The sequence below is a fragment of the Pseudomonas sp. IT-P74 genome, from assembly GCF_949768175.1.
Lineage (GTDB): Bacteria > Pseudomonadota > Gammaproteobacteria > Pseudomonadales > Pseudomonadaceae > Aquipseudomonas.
This window is the reverse complement of sequence record NZ_CATKQD010000093.1, coordinates 47,955-61,328: the sequence shown is the minus strand read 5'-3', so window position 1 is coordinate 61,328 and position 13,374 is coordinate 47,955. Positions and strand designations below refer to the sequence as shown.

At 61.7% G+C, this 13,374-nt stretch carries 11 protein-coding genes and 1 pseudogene; 6 read left to right on the top strand and 6 right to left on the bottom strand.

What is annotated here, in order from left to right; all coding sequences use genetic code 11:
- Nucleotides 1–59 precede the first annotated feature (59 nt).
- Both ACM6J5_RS27975 and ACM6J5_RS27970 read left to right on the top strand, forming a co-directional pair.
- Complete coding sequence (locus ACM6J5_RS27975) at nt 60–1,019, top strand: diiron oxygenase (RefSeq protein ID WP_414929735.1); 960 nt, start codon at nt 60–62, stop codon at nt 1,017–1,019.
- Between the two features lie 14 nt (nt 1,020–1,033).
- Nucleotides 1,034–1,834: an N-acyl homoserine lactonase family protein gene (locus ACM6J5_RS27970; RefSeq protein ID WP_414929734.1), complete on the top strand. Its 801-nt coding sequence runs from the start codon at nt 1,034–1,036 to the stop codon at nt 1,832–1,834.
- Between the two features lie 239 nt (nt 1,835–2,073).
- Here ACM6J5_RS27970 and ACM6J5_RS27965 read toward each other — a convergent pair whose 3' ends face one another.
- The 4 genes and pseudogenes from ACM6J5_RS27965 to ACM6J5_RS27950 form a co-directional block, all read right to left on the bottom strand.
- Nucleotides 2,074–3,504: a PLP-dependent aminotransferase family protein gene (locus ACM6J5_RS27965; protein ID WP_414929733.1), complete on the bottom strand. Its 1,431-nt coding sequence runs from the start codon at nt 3,502–3,504 to the stop codon at nt 2,074–2,076.
- 218 nt (nt 3,505–3,722) lie between these two features.
- Nucleotides 3,723–4,427: a hypothetical protein gene (locus ACM6J5_RS27960; protein ID WP_414929732.1), complete on the bottom strand. Its 705-nt coding sequence runs from the start codon at nt 4,425–4,427 to the stop codon at nt 3,723–3,725.
- Between the two features lie 324 nt (nt 4,428–4,751).
- Nucleotides 4,752–6,271 (bottom strand): annotated as a pseudogene (locus tag ACM6J5_RS27955) (ATP-binding protein).
- Nucleotides 6,268–6,987 (bottom strand): response regulator transcription factor, encoded by a 720-nt coding sequence (locus ACM6J5_RS27950; protein WP_056728524.1) that lies wholly within the window; start codon nt 6,985–6,987, stop codon nt 6,268–6,270. The pseudogene ACM6J5_RS27955 and the gene ACM6J5_RS27950 overlap by 4 nt, the downstream one beginning before the upstream one ends.
- A gap of 265 nt (nt 6,988–7,252) precedes the next feature.
- Here ACM6J5_RS27950 and msrB point away from each other — a divergent pair, with 265 nt between their 5' ends.
- The 3 genes from msrB to msrA are packed head-to-tail and all read left to right on the top strand — an operon-like array spanning nt 7,253 to nt 10,318.
- Entirely contained in the window at nt 7,253–7,771 is a 519-nt protein-coding gene (gene msrB, locus ACM6J5_RS27945; RefSeq protein WP_095944483.1) for a peptide-methionine (R)-S-oxide reductase MsrB, read from the top strand.
- A 33-nt stretch (nt 7,772–7,804) separates the two neighbouring features.
- Nucleotides 7,805–9,580: a cytochrome c biogenesis protein DipZ gene (locus ACM6J5_RS27940; RefSeq protein WP_095944484.1), complete on the top strand. Its 1,776-nt coding sequence runs from the start codon at nt 7,805–7,807 to the stop codon at nt 9,578–9,580.
- Nucleotides 9,581–9,610: 30 nt separating this feature from the next.
- Nucleotides 9,611–10,318 (top strand): peptide-methionine (S)-S-oxide reductase MsrA, encoded by a 708-nt coding sequence (gene msrA, locus ACM6J5_RS27935; protein ID WP_095944485.1) that lies wholly within the window; start codon nt 9,611–9,613, stop codon nt 10,316–10,318.
- Nucleotides 10,319–10,327: 9 nt separating this feature from the next.
- Here msrA and ACM6J5_RS27930 read toward each other — a convergent pair whose 3' ends face one another.
- On the bottom strand, nt 10,328–11,245 hold the full coding sequence (locus ACM6J5_RS27930) for a LysR family transcriptional regulator (RefSeq protein WP_414929731.1): 918 nt from the start codon (nt 11,243–11,245) through the stop codon (nt 10,328–10,330).
- Nucleotides 11,246–11,347: 102 nt separating this feature from the next.
- Between ACM6J5_RS27930 and ACM6J5_RS27925 the strand changes: the two genes are divergently transcribed.
- Nucleotides 11,348–12,538 carry an aspartate aminotransferase family protein gene (locus tag ACM6J5_RS27925; protein WP_414929730.1) on the top strand — a complete coding sequence of 397 codons (1,191 nt, stop codon included), beginning with the start codon at nt 11,348–11,350 and terminating at the stop codon, nt 12,536–12,538.
- Between the two features lie 223 nt (nt 12,539–12,761).
- Here the strand turns inward: ACM6J5_RS27925 and ACM6J5_RS27920 are convergent, their stop codons facing one another.
- Nucleotides 12,762–13,256 carry an adenylate kinase gene (locus ACM6J5_RS27920; RefSeq protein ID WP_414929729.1) on the bottom strand — a complete coding sequence of 165 codons (495 nt, stop codon included), beginning with the start codon at nt 13,254–13,256 and terminating at the stop codon, nt 12,762–12,764.
- Between the last annotated feature and the right edge of the window lie 118 nt (nt 13,257–13,374).

The window sequence follows — 13,374 nt, the reverse complement described above, 5'->3', positions numbered from 1 at the left end:
GTCGCCCTTCATTCCTTTGGCGTACCCCAGGCGGGTACGCGCCTTACAGGTATCGCGTCATGCAAACAGCAATCGAGATCGCCCAGGTCGACCATCAACTGATCGTGCGGCTCAACCAGGCCTGGACCAAGCGCGCCACGGTGTGTTCGCCGGACAGGGGCCAGGTCGAAGAAGTGTTCGACCCGGCACGCCCGGATTACCCGGAGTGCATGGTGCCGTTTTTTCATCACCCGAAGTTCCAGGCGCTGAGCGACGAGCTCAAAAGCAGCGTGGTGACCTGGGGCTGGATCGGCTACAACCTGCGCACCGTCACCGCCGAGGAACATGTGGTCAATCCGGCGCTGAGCGTCATTGCCAATCAGTACCTGGGCAAGGATGACTGGCATTTTCGCGAGGCCATGCAACAAACCCTGATCGACGAGCACTACCACACGCTGATGCACCTGCGCGCCATCGAGCGGACCAAGCTCGAGCGGGCGCTGGATCAGGATCTGGACTTGCCGCCCTCCGTCACTTATCTGCGCCTGAAAGCCCAGCGTGAAGCACTGCCCGAGCAATGGCAGCGGGATCTGGCGGCGATCACCTTTGCAGTGGTGGCCGAGATCAGCGTCAACGCCTATCTGGACCTGCTGGCGGACGACCAGACCATCCAGCCGCAGAACCGCCGGGTGGCCGAGCTGCACAACCGTGACGAGTACGCCCACAGCAAGGTGCTGGCCGAAGTGGCCAAGGTCATGTACGCGAACATGCAGCCCATCCAGCGGGAATTTTTCGCACGTAACCTGTCGGTGGCGCTGAGTGCTTTTATCGCTCAGGACTACTCCATGTGGGAGGCGATTCTGACACAGCTCGGGGTCGAGGATGCGGCGCTGATCATTGCCGACACCCGCGAGAGCAACAAGAACGCGACCATCATGCGTGACTATAGCGGCCTGCATAAGTTGGCCCATGACCTGGGCATCAGCGACCAGATCGATTTCGACTTTCGTCCGACTCTCAAAACCACGGCGGCCGCCTGAGCCCGGAGGTGTCCATGTCAGCTCCTGTGTACGAAGTGTTCGCTATTCGTGTCGGCGCAAACGTCCAGCGCACCGCCAGGGAGAACTTTCTCTACGACGCCTGCTGCGGTGATCCGAATGCGCCGATGCCGCTGGACTACTATTTCTGGGTCATCCGCAACGAGCAGCAGGTGATCGTGGTCGACACCTGTTTCCAACCGGCCACAGCGGGCCGGCGCAATCGTCAGATGTATCGCCTGCCGGAGGAATCCTTGCGACAACTGGACATTGATCCGGCCCGGGTCGAGCAACTGATCCTGACCCATTTGCACTGGGATCATGCCGGCAACCTTGGGCTATTCCCGAAGGCGACCGTGCATTTGCAGGAAGCGGAACTGCGTTTCTGTACCGGGCCGAAAATGGCCTACCGCACGGTGAACAAAACCTACGAGGTCGAGGACGTGATGTCGGCGCTGCCGCCGCTGTTCGAAGGGCGGATGCGTTTGCACAACGGTGTTGTCGAGGTCGTTCCCGGCGTGACCCTGCACCCGGTGGGCGGGCATACGCCGGGTAGCCAGGTGGTGCGAGTAAATACCGGTCGTGGCTGGATCGTGCTGGCCTCGGATGCCGCGCACCTGTGGGTCAACATTCGTGAGCGCAGCCCGTTTCCGATTCTGGATGACCTGGCGCAAACCCTCGTAGCCTTCACCGAGATCGACCGCCTGGCCGATGGCGAAGACCACGTCATCCCCGGCCACGACCCGCTGATCGCCGAGCGCTTCCCGCACTGGAATGACGACCCGCATATCATTTGCCTGCACCAACCCCCGAACTGACCACAACCTCCTGTGCGAGCCTGCTCGCGAAAACGGCGGCACATTCAACATTGATGTGCCTGATACACCGCTTTCGCGAGCAGGCTCACTCCCACAGTTGATTACTGTCGTTCAGCGATGTTGTGTTCACCGCAAATCCCTTGTAGGAGCGAGCCTGCTCGCGAAGACGGCGGCATATTCAACATTGATGTATCTGATCCACCGCCATCGCGAGCAGGCTCACTCCTACAGAATCGCGGTCAACCCTGATGTTGGAGCAGGCGCCCCAACGTCTGCAATGCCTCATCAATCCGCGGCGAATACGGTGCGCCACAACCCATGCGCACAAAGTGATCGAAACGCCTGGCATTGGAAAAGATATCCCCAGGCGAAATCTGGATGCCGGCCTTCAACGCTTCGTCAAATAACGTCATCGATGAATGCCGGCGAGGCAGTTCCACCCATAACAGCGTACCGCCCTGGGGATTGGTCACGTGGGTGCCGAGGGGGAAGTAGCGAATGATCGCCTCGCTCATCTGTTGACGTTGTTGGGTCAGGGTTTTCCTCAAGCGCCGCAGGTAACGTTCGTAGGACGGTGTGCGCATGAACTCACTGGCCGCCAATTGCGATAACGCCTCGCACCCCCGCGACTGTGCATGTTTGAGCATCTCCACGCGGTCGTGCCATTTGCCGGCGCTGATCCAGCCCAGGCGCATGCCCGGTGCCAGGGTTTTGTTCAACGAGGCGCAATAGATCACGTTGTCGGTGCTATCCCAATGTTTGAGCGTCGACAGCGGCTGTTCGGTGTCCACCAGGTCGCCGTAGGTGTCGTCCTCGATCAGCACGGTGTCGTGCTCGGCGCACAGTTTCACCAGCCGTGCCTTGTTGGCGTCGGGCATGATGCTGCCCAGCGGGTTTTGCAGGTTGGGAATGACGATCAGCGCCTTGACCCGTTCGGCACCTTGCAGCAGCCGTTGCAGGGCCTGCAGATTGAGCCCGGTATGGGCCGAGGCCGGGACTTCCAGCACGCGCAGGTTCAGGCTTTCGAGAATCTGCAGCAGACCGTAGAAGGTCGGCGACTCCACGGCTACGGTGTCGCCGGGGCGGGTGACCGCACGCAAGGCCAGATTGATCGCTTCGGTGGCGCCGTTGGTGATCACGATCCGCTCGGGGGCCAGGTGGGTCTTGCTGGCCAGTGCACGTCGGGCCAGGACGTTGCGCAATGCGCTGTTGCCGCAGGTCGAACCCGCAGCACCGAGCAGGCCGGCGTCGTAGCGTAGCGACTTGATCATGTGGTCTTGCAAAATCTTGAGAGGATAAAGCTCCGGCGCGCAGTAGGCGCTGGCGAAGTTGACCCTGATCGTCGCGCGCTGACTGGCCTTGAGTACCGCGCAGACCTGTTCATGAATGCCGACATACGCGCGGGTATCCGGCGCCGGCGCCAAGGCAATCGGGGCGGGCCTGGGCGCTGTGTCGGGCTGGCGAATGTAGTTGCCGGAACGCGGTCGGGCTTCCAATACACCGCAGTCTTCCAGTTCCCGGCACACCTGCACGGCGGTCGACAGGCTGACGGCATGTTTTTCCATCATCAACCGGATCGAGGGCAGGCGTTCACCGGTTTTCAGGGTGCCGCTGCGGATCGCGTCCAGGTAGTGGTTGGCTAACTGGCGATACAAGGGGGGCGTGTTCATGGTGACCTCGGCAGTTGCACCACCGGGGTCTGGGCTGGAAAGTGAGTTGACGCTCCCCGCAGGCGGACCCGTGGTGCTCATGGGTGAAGGGAAGTGGTGTTCTGCGTCGATACTGGAAGAGTAATTGCGGTTTTGCCCGAATCACGGACAATAAAAAGCCCCGCACTGATGGCGGGGCTCTGGAGTCAGTCGCTGAGGACCTTGTGACGCGGGGGGCCTTACTGTGCTGCGATGCTGTACCCGTCGAACGCGCTCTGTTGCTGCAGGGCAGTGATGATGTTCTTGCGGTTGACGGCCTGTTCGGCGCCGCTATTGTCCAGGAACGTCTCGCTTTCCAGTTCCGCCTCTTCGCCTTCGCCAACGAAGGTGAAACCGAGGAATTCCAGGGCCTCACGGTCGACGTTCAGGCGCGAGCGCGGAGTGCGCAGCGGCAAGGTGACGCTCATGCCGTCCTTGCTGATGGTGAACACTTCGACTTCTTTCTTGGCCTTGGCGGCTTTGCTCTTGCCGCCGCTCGGGTTGCTGATGGCCTGGTGGGTCTGGTTCAGCACCTTCAGGGCCAGGCCGTAGACGATTTCCTGGAACGCCGGGTCGTCCTTGAAGCTGGACAGGATGCGGCTGATCGGGAATTTGCCGCTCAAGTCTTCGAGGGCGGCGATGTCGGCGGCCTCGGCGTCCTTGAGTTGCTTGAGCTGGCCCATCAGTTCGTAGGCTTTGTCATCGTCGAAGCTGTCGTGGGCCTGACGGATCGCGGCACGCAGTTCGCGGATCTGGTCGCTTTCGCGGGTGGACTGGAAAGCGTCCAGCACCATCTCGCTGATGGTTTTTGCCTGGGGCACGTGTTGTGAAAGATTGATGGAGTTTTCGTATTCCGCTTTGGACGACAAGGTGACTACGGTTTCAGCGGTGTTGGAATCGGACATTGAAATTTCACTACTTTTTTAGCTTGAATTGGGGCGAGAAAGCCCGGGGGCTTTTTCAGGTCGCCTAATCTATTGGACCGGGGCGACGTTGTCACGGATCAACAGGCGGCTGGTCATTTTTTTGCTCCCCTGTAGGAGCGAGCCTGCTCGCGATGGACGTTAACGATAACGCGTTCATTCTGGATGAGCACGGTGCTCTTGAGACCATCGCGAGCGAGCTCGCTCCCACAATGGATCGGATTGGCTGCGGATTTTGTGATCGACACATAACCCCTGTGGGAGCGAGCCTGCTCGCGATGGGGCCCTGACAGACACCACCGTCCTTCAGGCCTGCCGCGGTGTATTGAGGTTCATCGACGCACCGCCAACGCAGTTGCCGTTTCCTCATCGATCGGCAATGAAAACCGGAACGTCGCCCCGCGCCCAGGCACATCGATCAGCTGAATCTCGCGCCCATGCAATTGCAGGATGCGATGCACGATCCGCAGCCCCAGCCCACCATCACGCCGTGCGCCGCCGATATTGAACGGGCGCAGGAACAACCCTTCGCGCAGTTCCGGGGCGATGCCGGGGCCGGTATCGCTGACCGTGACTTCAATGAATGAGCCTTGCGGGCGCAGGCCCAGCTCGACCTCGCCACCGGCCGGGGTATGGCGCAGGGCGTTGTCGAACAGGTTGGTCAGCACCCGCTCGATCAAGCCGAGATCCGCGCAGGCCGCTGAGGCATTAGGCGCGAAGGTGGCCTTGAGTTCGACTTGGCGTGCTTCGGCGGTGAGTTCGAATTTCTGGAAGATGTCCTGAGCCAGGTCGGTCAGGGAAAAGCGTTCCAGCACCGGTTGTACGAAGCCATGTTCCAACCGCACCAGTTCCAGCAGCGACTGCGCCAGACCGCCGACCTTGCGGCTCTGGTCCAGGGCGATGCCCAGATAGCGACGGCGGTCGGCAGGGGACAGCGTGGTGTCCTTGAGCGACAGGGTTTCCAGATAACCGTGCAGCGAGGCCAGCGGCGTACGCAAGTCGTGGGAGATGTTCGCCACCAGTTCGCGGCGCTCCTGATCCTGGCGGGTCAACGAGCGCCATTGCTCGCCCAGGCGGGTCTGCATCTGCCGGAATGCCGCATCGAGCACGGCGATTTCATCATGGCTGGCGGCTTTTTCCACTGCGAGAGGCAGGGCCGGTGTCACCGGGACGCCATCGATGTCGAACTGGCTGACAGTTTCGGTCAAACGGCGCAACGGCCGGGTAATCAGGGCAAACGCCGTGAGACCGGCAATCAGGCACAGCAGCGCCACCAGGCCGATGGACAGCAATGCCGTGTTGAGCGCCGCGCTGGTCGCGCCGCGTTCGGCCAGGCGGTCGTGATCCTCGCCGAGCAACACCACGTAGAGATAACCGGCCGGCTTGCCATCCACTTTCAGCGGTGCCGCGCTGAACACCTTGCGCGCATCGACGCTGCGCGGGTCGTCGCCGAGAATCGGCAGTGCATCGCCCCGCAACAAGCGCTGGATCGGCGCCAGGTCGATCCGTTCGCGACGGATCCGGCCCTCGGGCGCGGCGCTGCCGACAATCTTGCCCTCGGTGTCCAGCAGGTACACCTCGACGCTCGGGTTGACCTGCATCAGTTTGCTGAACAGGTCACGCACGGCATTGGGCATCAGGCCCTGGGTGTCCATCAGCACCGTGTCACTGGCGATGTGCTGCGCCAGGTCCCGGGACAAGCCTTGCACCACTTCCTGCTCATGCATCTGGTTGGAGCGCACCTGCAACCACGCCGACGTGCCGCAGCACACCAGCAGCAGCACGGCGAACACCAGGGACAGGCGTTGCGTCAGGGTCAGCCTCATGGCTGCGGCTCCTCGCCTGTGGCGAATTTGTAGCCACGGCCCCAGACCGTGAGGATGCGCACCGGTTGCGCCGGGTCGGCCTCGATCTTGGCGCGCAGGCGGTTGATGTGGGTGTTGACCGTGTGTTCGTAGCCTTCGTGGCTGTAGCCCCACACGGCATTGAGCAGGTCCATGCGCGAAAACACCTTGCCGGGCTGGCGGGCAAAGAAATACAGCAAGTCGAACTCCCGGGGCGTGAGGTCCAGGCGCCGTCCGTCGAGGGACACATCGCGGGTGATCGGGTCGATGGCCAGGCCGTCGGTGAGCAGGCTGCCGGCGTCCATCTTCAGGTTGCGCGCCATGGCATCGACCCGGCGCAGCAGCGCTTTGACCCGGGCCACCAGTTCCAGCATGGAAAAGGGCTTGGCCAGGTAGTCGTCGGCACCCAGTTCCAGGCCGAGAATCCGGTGCACTTCGCTGGAGCGTGCGCTGGTGATGATGATCGGCGTGTAGCGGGCCATGGCCCGGGCGCGGCGGCAGATTTCCAGGCCGTCGACGCCGGGCAGCATCAGGTCGAGGACCAGTGCGTCCCAGTTGCCCTGTTGCAGCAGGCGCATGCCTTCATCGCCATCGGCGCTGTGTACCACCTCGAACTGCTCATCGCGAAGGTGCAGGCAGATCAGGTCGGCGATATGCATATCGTCCTCGACCACGAGGACGCGTTTGGTCTGTTCCATTCAGCTCAATCCTTCAGTGCGATGCACGCATGATGCGCAATGCCCCTGTAGGAGCGAGCCTGCTCGCGATGGAGTGTCAGTCGACACCACTGTGTCTGAACCACCATCGCGAGCAGGCTCGCTCCTACAGTTCGGGCAGACGCATTGTGCGGGTTTTTCGGGGGCTGAGTTATCACGAATTGTTTAACTTCCCGTGAGGATTTGGCGATCACCCAAAGCCTAGGCTGTGTTCCATGAAACACCCCTGGATTTTTTGGAGGCGAGCATGTTTTCAAGACGGCAATTTCTTGTCGCGAGCGGCGGGCTGGGGATGACGGCCCTGGCAATCGGCCTGTTGCCGAAGTTTTCCACAGGCCCGGCATTGATCAGTGAGGCCAGCGCAGCGGAGGTATTCGAAGTGACCCACAGTGACAGCGAATGGCACGCGATCCTCAGTGACGAGCAGTACGACATCCTTCGCGAAGAAGGCACCGAACGCGCCTACAGCAGCCCGCTGAACAATGAGCACCGCGATGGCACCTTCGCCTGCGCCGGTTGCGACCTGCCGCTGTTTTCCTCTGCAACCAAGTTCGACAGCCGCACCGGTTGGCCGAGTTTCTGGGCGCCGCTGGACAAGGCCGTGGCGACCCGTCAGGACCGGGCGTTCGGCATGGTCCGCGAAGAGGTTCACTGCCGGCGCTGCGGTGGGCATCTGGGGCATGTCTTCGACGACGGCCCGAAACCCACCGGCCTGCGCTACTGCATGAACGGCCTGGCGATGAAATTCGTGCCCAGGACGGTGTGATTCCCTTCCGCTCACTTTTTGCAGGTAATCGCCATGTGGCTGCTGGTCCTCGCTTATCTCGGTGGTGTGCTGACGATTGTCAGCCCGTGCATTTTGCCGGTGTTGCCGTTTGTCTTCGCCCGCACCGGGCAACCCTTCGTCAAAAGCGGATTACCGCTGTTGATCGGGATGGCGCTGACCTTCGCACTGGTTGCCACATTGGCGGCGGTGGGCGGTGGCTGGGTGGTGCAGCTCAACCAGTACGGGCGCTGGTTGGCGCTGGTGTTCGTGGCATTGTTCGGACTGACGTTGTTGCTGCCGCAATTGGCTGAACGCCTGACCCGGCCATTGGTGGCGGCGGGCAGTCGTTTGTCGGAGGCGGCGGGCGCCGATGCGCGACCACGTCCCGGTGCTTCGTTGCTGATCGGCGTGGCCACCGGCCTGCTGTGGGCACCTTGCGCCGGGCCGATTCTCGGTCTGCTGTTGACCGGTGCAGCACTACAAGGCGCCAGCATTCAAACCAGCTTTTTGCTGCTGGCGTATGCCGCCGGTGCCGCCACGTCCCTCGCGCTGGCCTTGTTGCTGGGCGGCAAAGTCTTCACCGCGATGAAGCGCTCCATCGGCGCGGGCGAATGGCTGCGTCGCGGTCTTGGCGCGGCGATGCTGGCGGGTGTGGCGGCGATTGCCCTGGGTCTGGATACGGGGGTTCTGGCGCGGCTCTCTACGGCGTCGACCGGTGGTATCGAGCAGGCGCTGGTGGAAAAACTGAGCGGAAAATCTGCGCGTAACAGCGGGGCGATGATGGCGCAGAACTCGACCTCCGGGGGCGCAGCGCAAGTGGCCGAGAATTCCCCGGGCAGCTTGCCGGTCGAAGGCAACCTGCCGTCACTGGAGGGCGCCGTGCAATGGCTCAACTCGCCACCCCTCGATGCCCAGGCCTTGAAAGGCAAGGTCGTGCTGGTGGATTTCTGGACCTACTCCTGCATCAACTGCCTGCGTTCGCTGCCCTATGTGAAGGCCTGGGCCGAGAAGTATCGCGATCAGGGGCTGGTTGTGATCGGTGTGCATGCGCCGGAGTTTGCCTTCGAGCGTGACGTCGGCAACGTCACCAAGGCCATGAAAGACCTGGGCATCAACTACCCGGTGGCCATCGACAACGAGTTCAAGATCTGGCGCGCCTTCAACAACGAGTATTGGCCGGCGCATTACTTTGCCGACGCCCAGGGACGCATTCGCTATCACCACTTCGGCGAAGGCGCGTACGCCGAGTCTGAGCGAGTCATTCAGCAATTGCTGCGCGAGGCGGGGGCGGCCAAGGTCGCCGACGGGCTGATCAGTGCCAAGGCCGACGGTGTGCAAATGGCCCCGGACAACGACGCCGTGCAGTCGCCGGAAACCTATGTCGGCTACCAGCGTGCCGAGCACTTCGTACCGCAAACCGCGCTGGTGCCGGACAAGGTCGCGGCCTACAACCCGCCTGCGCAACTGGCCCTCAACGACTGGAGCCTGGGCGGCCAGTGGCATGTCGGCCCGGAGCGGGCCACCGCCAGCGCACCGGCCAGCCGCATCGTCTATCGCTTCCATGCCCGTGATTTGCATCTGGTTCTCGGCCCTGGCGCCGATGGCAAGCCGGTGCGCTTCAAGGTGCTGATCGACGGCAAGGCTCCCGGCGATGCCCACGGCATGGACGTGGCCCCCGACGGCAGCGGCACCGTGACCGACCAGCGCTTGTATCAACTGGTGCGTCAGAGCGGCGGCGTGACCGACCGGACCTTCAGTATCGAGTTTCTTGATCCGGGTGCGTCGGCTTACGCCTTCACCTTCGGCTGATTACTTTCCAACGCTTCAGGAGTTCGCCCCATGAAAACACTCTTTACCTGGCGCCGTACCCTGCTGGGGCTGGCGGCTGCCGGCATCATCGGCCAATGCTCGGCCTTCTCCTTCGGTGGCGCCGAAGAGGGGGTCATCCTTCCACCGCCGGCCCTCGATGAAACCACTCAGGCCCGCAGCGAAACCGCCGTGTTTGCCGGTGGCTGTTTCTGGGGTGTTCAAGGGGTGTTCCAGCATGTCAAAGGCGTGAAGAACGCCGTCTCCGGCTACGCGGGCGGAGCGGCCAATACCGCACAATACGAGCGCGTCAGTAACGGCAATACCGGCCATGCGGAATCGGTCGAAGTGACGTTTGATCCTGCTCAGGTCAGCTACGGCACCTTGTTGCAGATCTACTTTTCGGTGGCGCACAACCCGACCGAACTCAATCGCCAGGGGCCGGATACCGGCACTCAATATCGCTCGGCGATTTTCACCAAAACCAGTGAACAGCAACGGGTCGCGCAGGCCTACATTGCCCAGCTTGATGCCGCCAAGTCGTTCGATAAACCGATAGTGACCAAGCTGGAAAGCTACAACGGTTTCTACCCGGCGGAGGAAGAACATCAGGACTTCCTGACCGAGCATCCGACCTATCCGTACATCGTGATCAACGACTTGCCGAAGGTCGCGCAGTTGAAGCAGTTGTACCCCAATCGTTATCAGGAGCAGCCGGTGCTGGTGAAGGCGGGGATGTAAATGCATGGCCTATTCGGCCGACGGGTGCTTGCCCCACCTCTGTACGGCGAACTCGACGAAGCGCCGCAGTTTCGGCAAACGGTGGCGATCCTGGGCATAGACCAGGTGCATCGGCCGGCTGGGCGGGCAGTAATCGGGCATCAGGGCCAACAGCTTTCCGTCCTTGAGGTCCTGCTCGACCAGGGCGTCGGGCATCATCACGATGCCCATGCCGGTGCGCGCAGCCTGATGCAGTCCCGCCGAACTGTTGATCAGCATCGGCCCGCTGACCCCGACACTGACTTCGCCATCGGGACCGGCCAGGCGCCATTCCTTTTGCACCGATTGCCAGTCATCCCCGGCCGGATAGGCAAAGGACAGGCAGTCGTGGTGTCGCAGGTCTTCAGGCGTTAGCGGTGTGCCGCGCCGGGCGAGGTACTCCGGTGACGCGCACATGGTCAGGGTGTAGTCGATCAGCGGGCGGGCGATCAGATTGGAGGGTTCCAGAGCGCCAAGGCGGAACGCTACATCGAGGCCGTTTTCCAGCAGGTCCGGGCGCCGGTTGGTCAGGACCACGTCGAGTTTCACCCGCGGGTTTTGCCGGCTGAACTCACTCAGTGCCGGTGCCAGACGTTCGGTACCGAAGGTCAGGGGCGCGGTGATGCGCAAGATGCCGCTCGGTTCGTCCAGCGCCTGCTCGGCCAGGCGCTCGGAATCGGCCACCAACCCCAGCACTTCCAGGCAGCGCAGGTAATACGCGGTGCCGAACTCGGTCAGCCGCTGGCGCCGCGTCGTGCGGTTGAGCAGGCGCACACCCAGTCGTTGCTCCAGGGCCTTGAGGTGATTGCCGACCATGGTCGTGGACATTTCGCACTGCAAAGCGGCAGCGGTCATGCTGCCGGTCTCCACCACTTTCACGTAGACGGTCATTGCCTGGAACAGATCCATTATCAAGCTCTGCTTTTAAATGATTGAAGTTTTTCGGTGTTTATCCAGCTCTGGTGGCTAACCATACTGCAAAAACACCGACCCTTGCTGGAGCTTGATGTCATGACCGCCGCCTGCCTGATGAGCACTTATCAACCCTTGGCCTTGAGTTTCAACAGGGGCCTGGGCACTCGCCTGTGGGACCAGGCCGGCCGCGAATACCTGGATGCGGTCGCCGGTGTGGCGGTGACCAATGTCGGCCACTCCCATCCGAAAATCGTCGCCGCCATCGTTGAACAGGCCGGGTTACTGCTGCACACGTCGAACCTCTACAGCATCGACTGGCAACAGCGGCTGGCGCAGAAACTGACGCGGCTCGCGGGCATGGACCGGGCGTTTTTCAACAACTCCGGGGCCGAAGCCAACGAGACCGCACTGAAGATCGCCCGGCTGCATGGCTGGCACAAAGGCATCGAGCAGCCGCTGGTGGTGGTCATGGAGAACGCGTTCCATGGCCGCACCCTCGGCACCTTGTCGGCCAGCGATGGCCCTGCGGTGCGTCTGGGTTTCAACAAGCTGCCGGGGGATTTCGTCAAAGTGCCGTTCGGCGACCTCAATGCGCTGGACAAGGTGCAACAGGCCTTTGGCTCGCGGATCGTGGCGATCCTGATGGAGCCGATCCAGGGCGAAAGCGGCGTGCAGCTGGCGCCACCGGGCTATCTCAAGGCCGTGCGCGAACTGTGCAACCGGCGCTCATGGCTGTTGATGCTCGATGAAATCCAGACCGGCATCGGCCGCACCGGCCAGTGGTTCGCGTTCCAGCACGAAGGCATCGTCCCGGACGTCATGACCCTGGCCAAAGGCCTGGGCAACGGCGTGCCCATCGGCGCGTGCCTGGCCCGTGGCAAGGCGGCGGAACTCTTCACGCCGGGCAGCCACGGCAGCACCTTCGGCGGTAATCCATTGGCCTGCCGGGTCGGATGCACCGTACTGGATATCGTTGAAGAACAAGGCCTGCTGGAAAACGCCCGGCTTCAGGGGGCGCGCCTACTCGAAAGATTGCGCACAGAATTGGCGGGCAACCCGAACGTCTCGCAAATCCGTGGCCAGGGCCTGATGATCGGCATCGAACTCAAGCAACCGATCCGCGACCTGAGCCTGATCGCCGCCCGGGATCATGGTTTGTTGATCAACGTCACGCGGGGCAAAACCATTCGCCTGCTACCGCCGCTGACCATTGATGAGCGGGAGGTGGGGATGATTGTCAGAGGGGTGAGTGGAGTGATTTCGCAAGTTCTCGATCGACCGGAATAATCGTTCAGCGTTGGTTCTTGATCGTAGTAGGTAAGCAGTTTCATCAGACACGTCGAGGCCCATCGGCGTGTTCTTTTTCATCCTGCAGTGACTCAGCAAGTGTCGGATATATCGCATGGTTTTCTCCGCATCTGGATACGTGTTCAGTATCCGTTTGCATTCCAAAAGATGTTTCTGCGATTGCTGTAGTCCAGATCCGATTTGAAAGGGGCAGATGCAGTGGTTAACCGGGGTTTCGCATTGCGCCGAAAAAATCCGTGATTTCAGCTTGATCCATCAACCGAGTTTTTGAATCGCTAAACCCTTCGAACAACCGCTGATGCGCAGCAAATCCACTTGAGTCATCACGCGTGCGATAGCTGCCCGCCCACTCCAGCAATGCCACCAACCGTTCATCATCCTGTGTTTCCCGTTGGCGAATGTTGGCGACGCAATCCTCGTCATCGACACACAACCAGATCAACGCCGTGGCGCGGTGGAGGATTTCGCTGACGATCCAGCCGTAAACCCCTTCGATCACCCAGCGCTCCTGTTCGGCCGCAATCCGCGACATGGCCAATGCTTCGGTTCGGGGGCGGGCGATGCTGTGTTCGTCGGACAGCCAACGAATCCGGTCGAGATCGGTCCAGGGCACACGCAATTGCTCGGCCAGCCGCTGCGCCAGCCAGCTCTTACCCGAGCCGGAATTACCAATGATCAGGGTTCGGGTGAGGTCCATGAGCGACTCCGATCAATTGTGGGAGCGAACCTGCTCGCGAAAGCGGTGCTTGAGTCAGCATTGATGTTGGATCTGCTGGTCTTATCGCGGGTAAACCTACAGGTACACCAGAGTCCGC

Excerpts from the sequence above, each read along its gene's own strand:
- ACM6J5_RS27975 (WP_414929735.1), top strand. The coding sequence starts at position 60 with ATGCAAACAGCAATCGAGATCGCCCAGGTCGACCATCAACTGATCGTG.
- ACM6J5_RS27970 (WP_414929734.1), top strand. The coding sequence starts at position 1,034 with ATGTCAGCTCCTGTGTACGAAGTGTTCGCTATTCGTGTCGGCGCAAAC.
- ACM6J5_RS27965 (WP_414929733.1), bottom strand. The coding sequence starts at position 3,504 with ATGAACACGCCCCCCTTGTATCGCCAGTTAGCCAACCACTACCTGGAC.
- ACM6J5_RS27960 (WP_414929732.1), bottom strand. The coding sequence starts at position 4,427 with ATGTCCGATTCCAACACCGCTGAAACCGTAGTCACCTTGTCGTCCAAA.
- ACM6J5_RS27950 (WP_056728524.1), bottom strand. The coding sequence starts at position 6,987 with ATGGAACAGACCAAACGCGTCCTCGTGGTCGAGGACGATATGCATATC.
- msrB (WP_095944483.1), top strand. The coding sequence starts at position 7,253 with ATGTTTTCAAGACGGCAATTTCTTGTCGCGAGCGGCGGGCTGGGGATG.
- ACM6J5_RS27940 (WP_095944484.1), top strand. The coding sequence starts at position 7,805 with ATGTGGCTGCTGGTCCTCGCTTATCTCGGTGGTGTGCTGACGATTGTC.
- msrA (WP_095944485.1), top strand. The coding sequence starts at position 9,611 with ATGAAAACACTCTTTACCTGGCGCCGTACCCTGCTGGGGCTGGCGGCT.
- ACM6J5_RS27930 (WP_414929731.1), bottom strand. The coding sequence starts at position 11,245 with ATGGATCTGTTCCAGGCAATGACCGTCTACGTGAAAGTGGTGGAGACC.
- ACM6J5_RS27925 (WP_414929730.1), top strand. The coding sequence starts at position 11,348 with ATGACCGCCGCCTGCCTGATGAGCACTTATCAACCCTTGGCCTTGAGT.
- ACM6J5_RS27920 (WP_414929729.1), bottom strand. The coding sequence starts at position 13,256 with ATGGACCTCACCCGAACCCTGATCATTGGTAATTCCGGCTCGGGTAAG.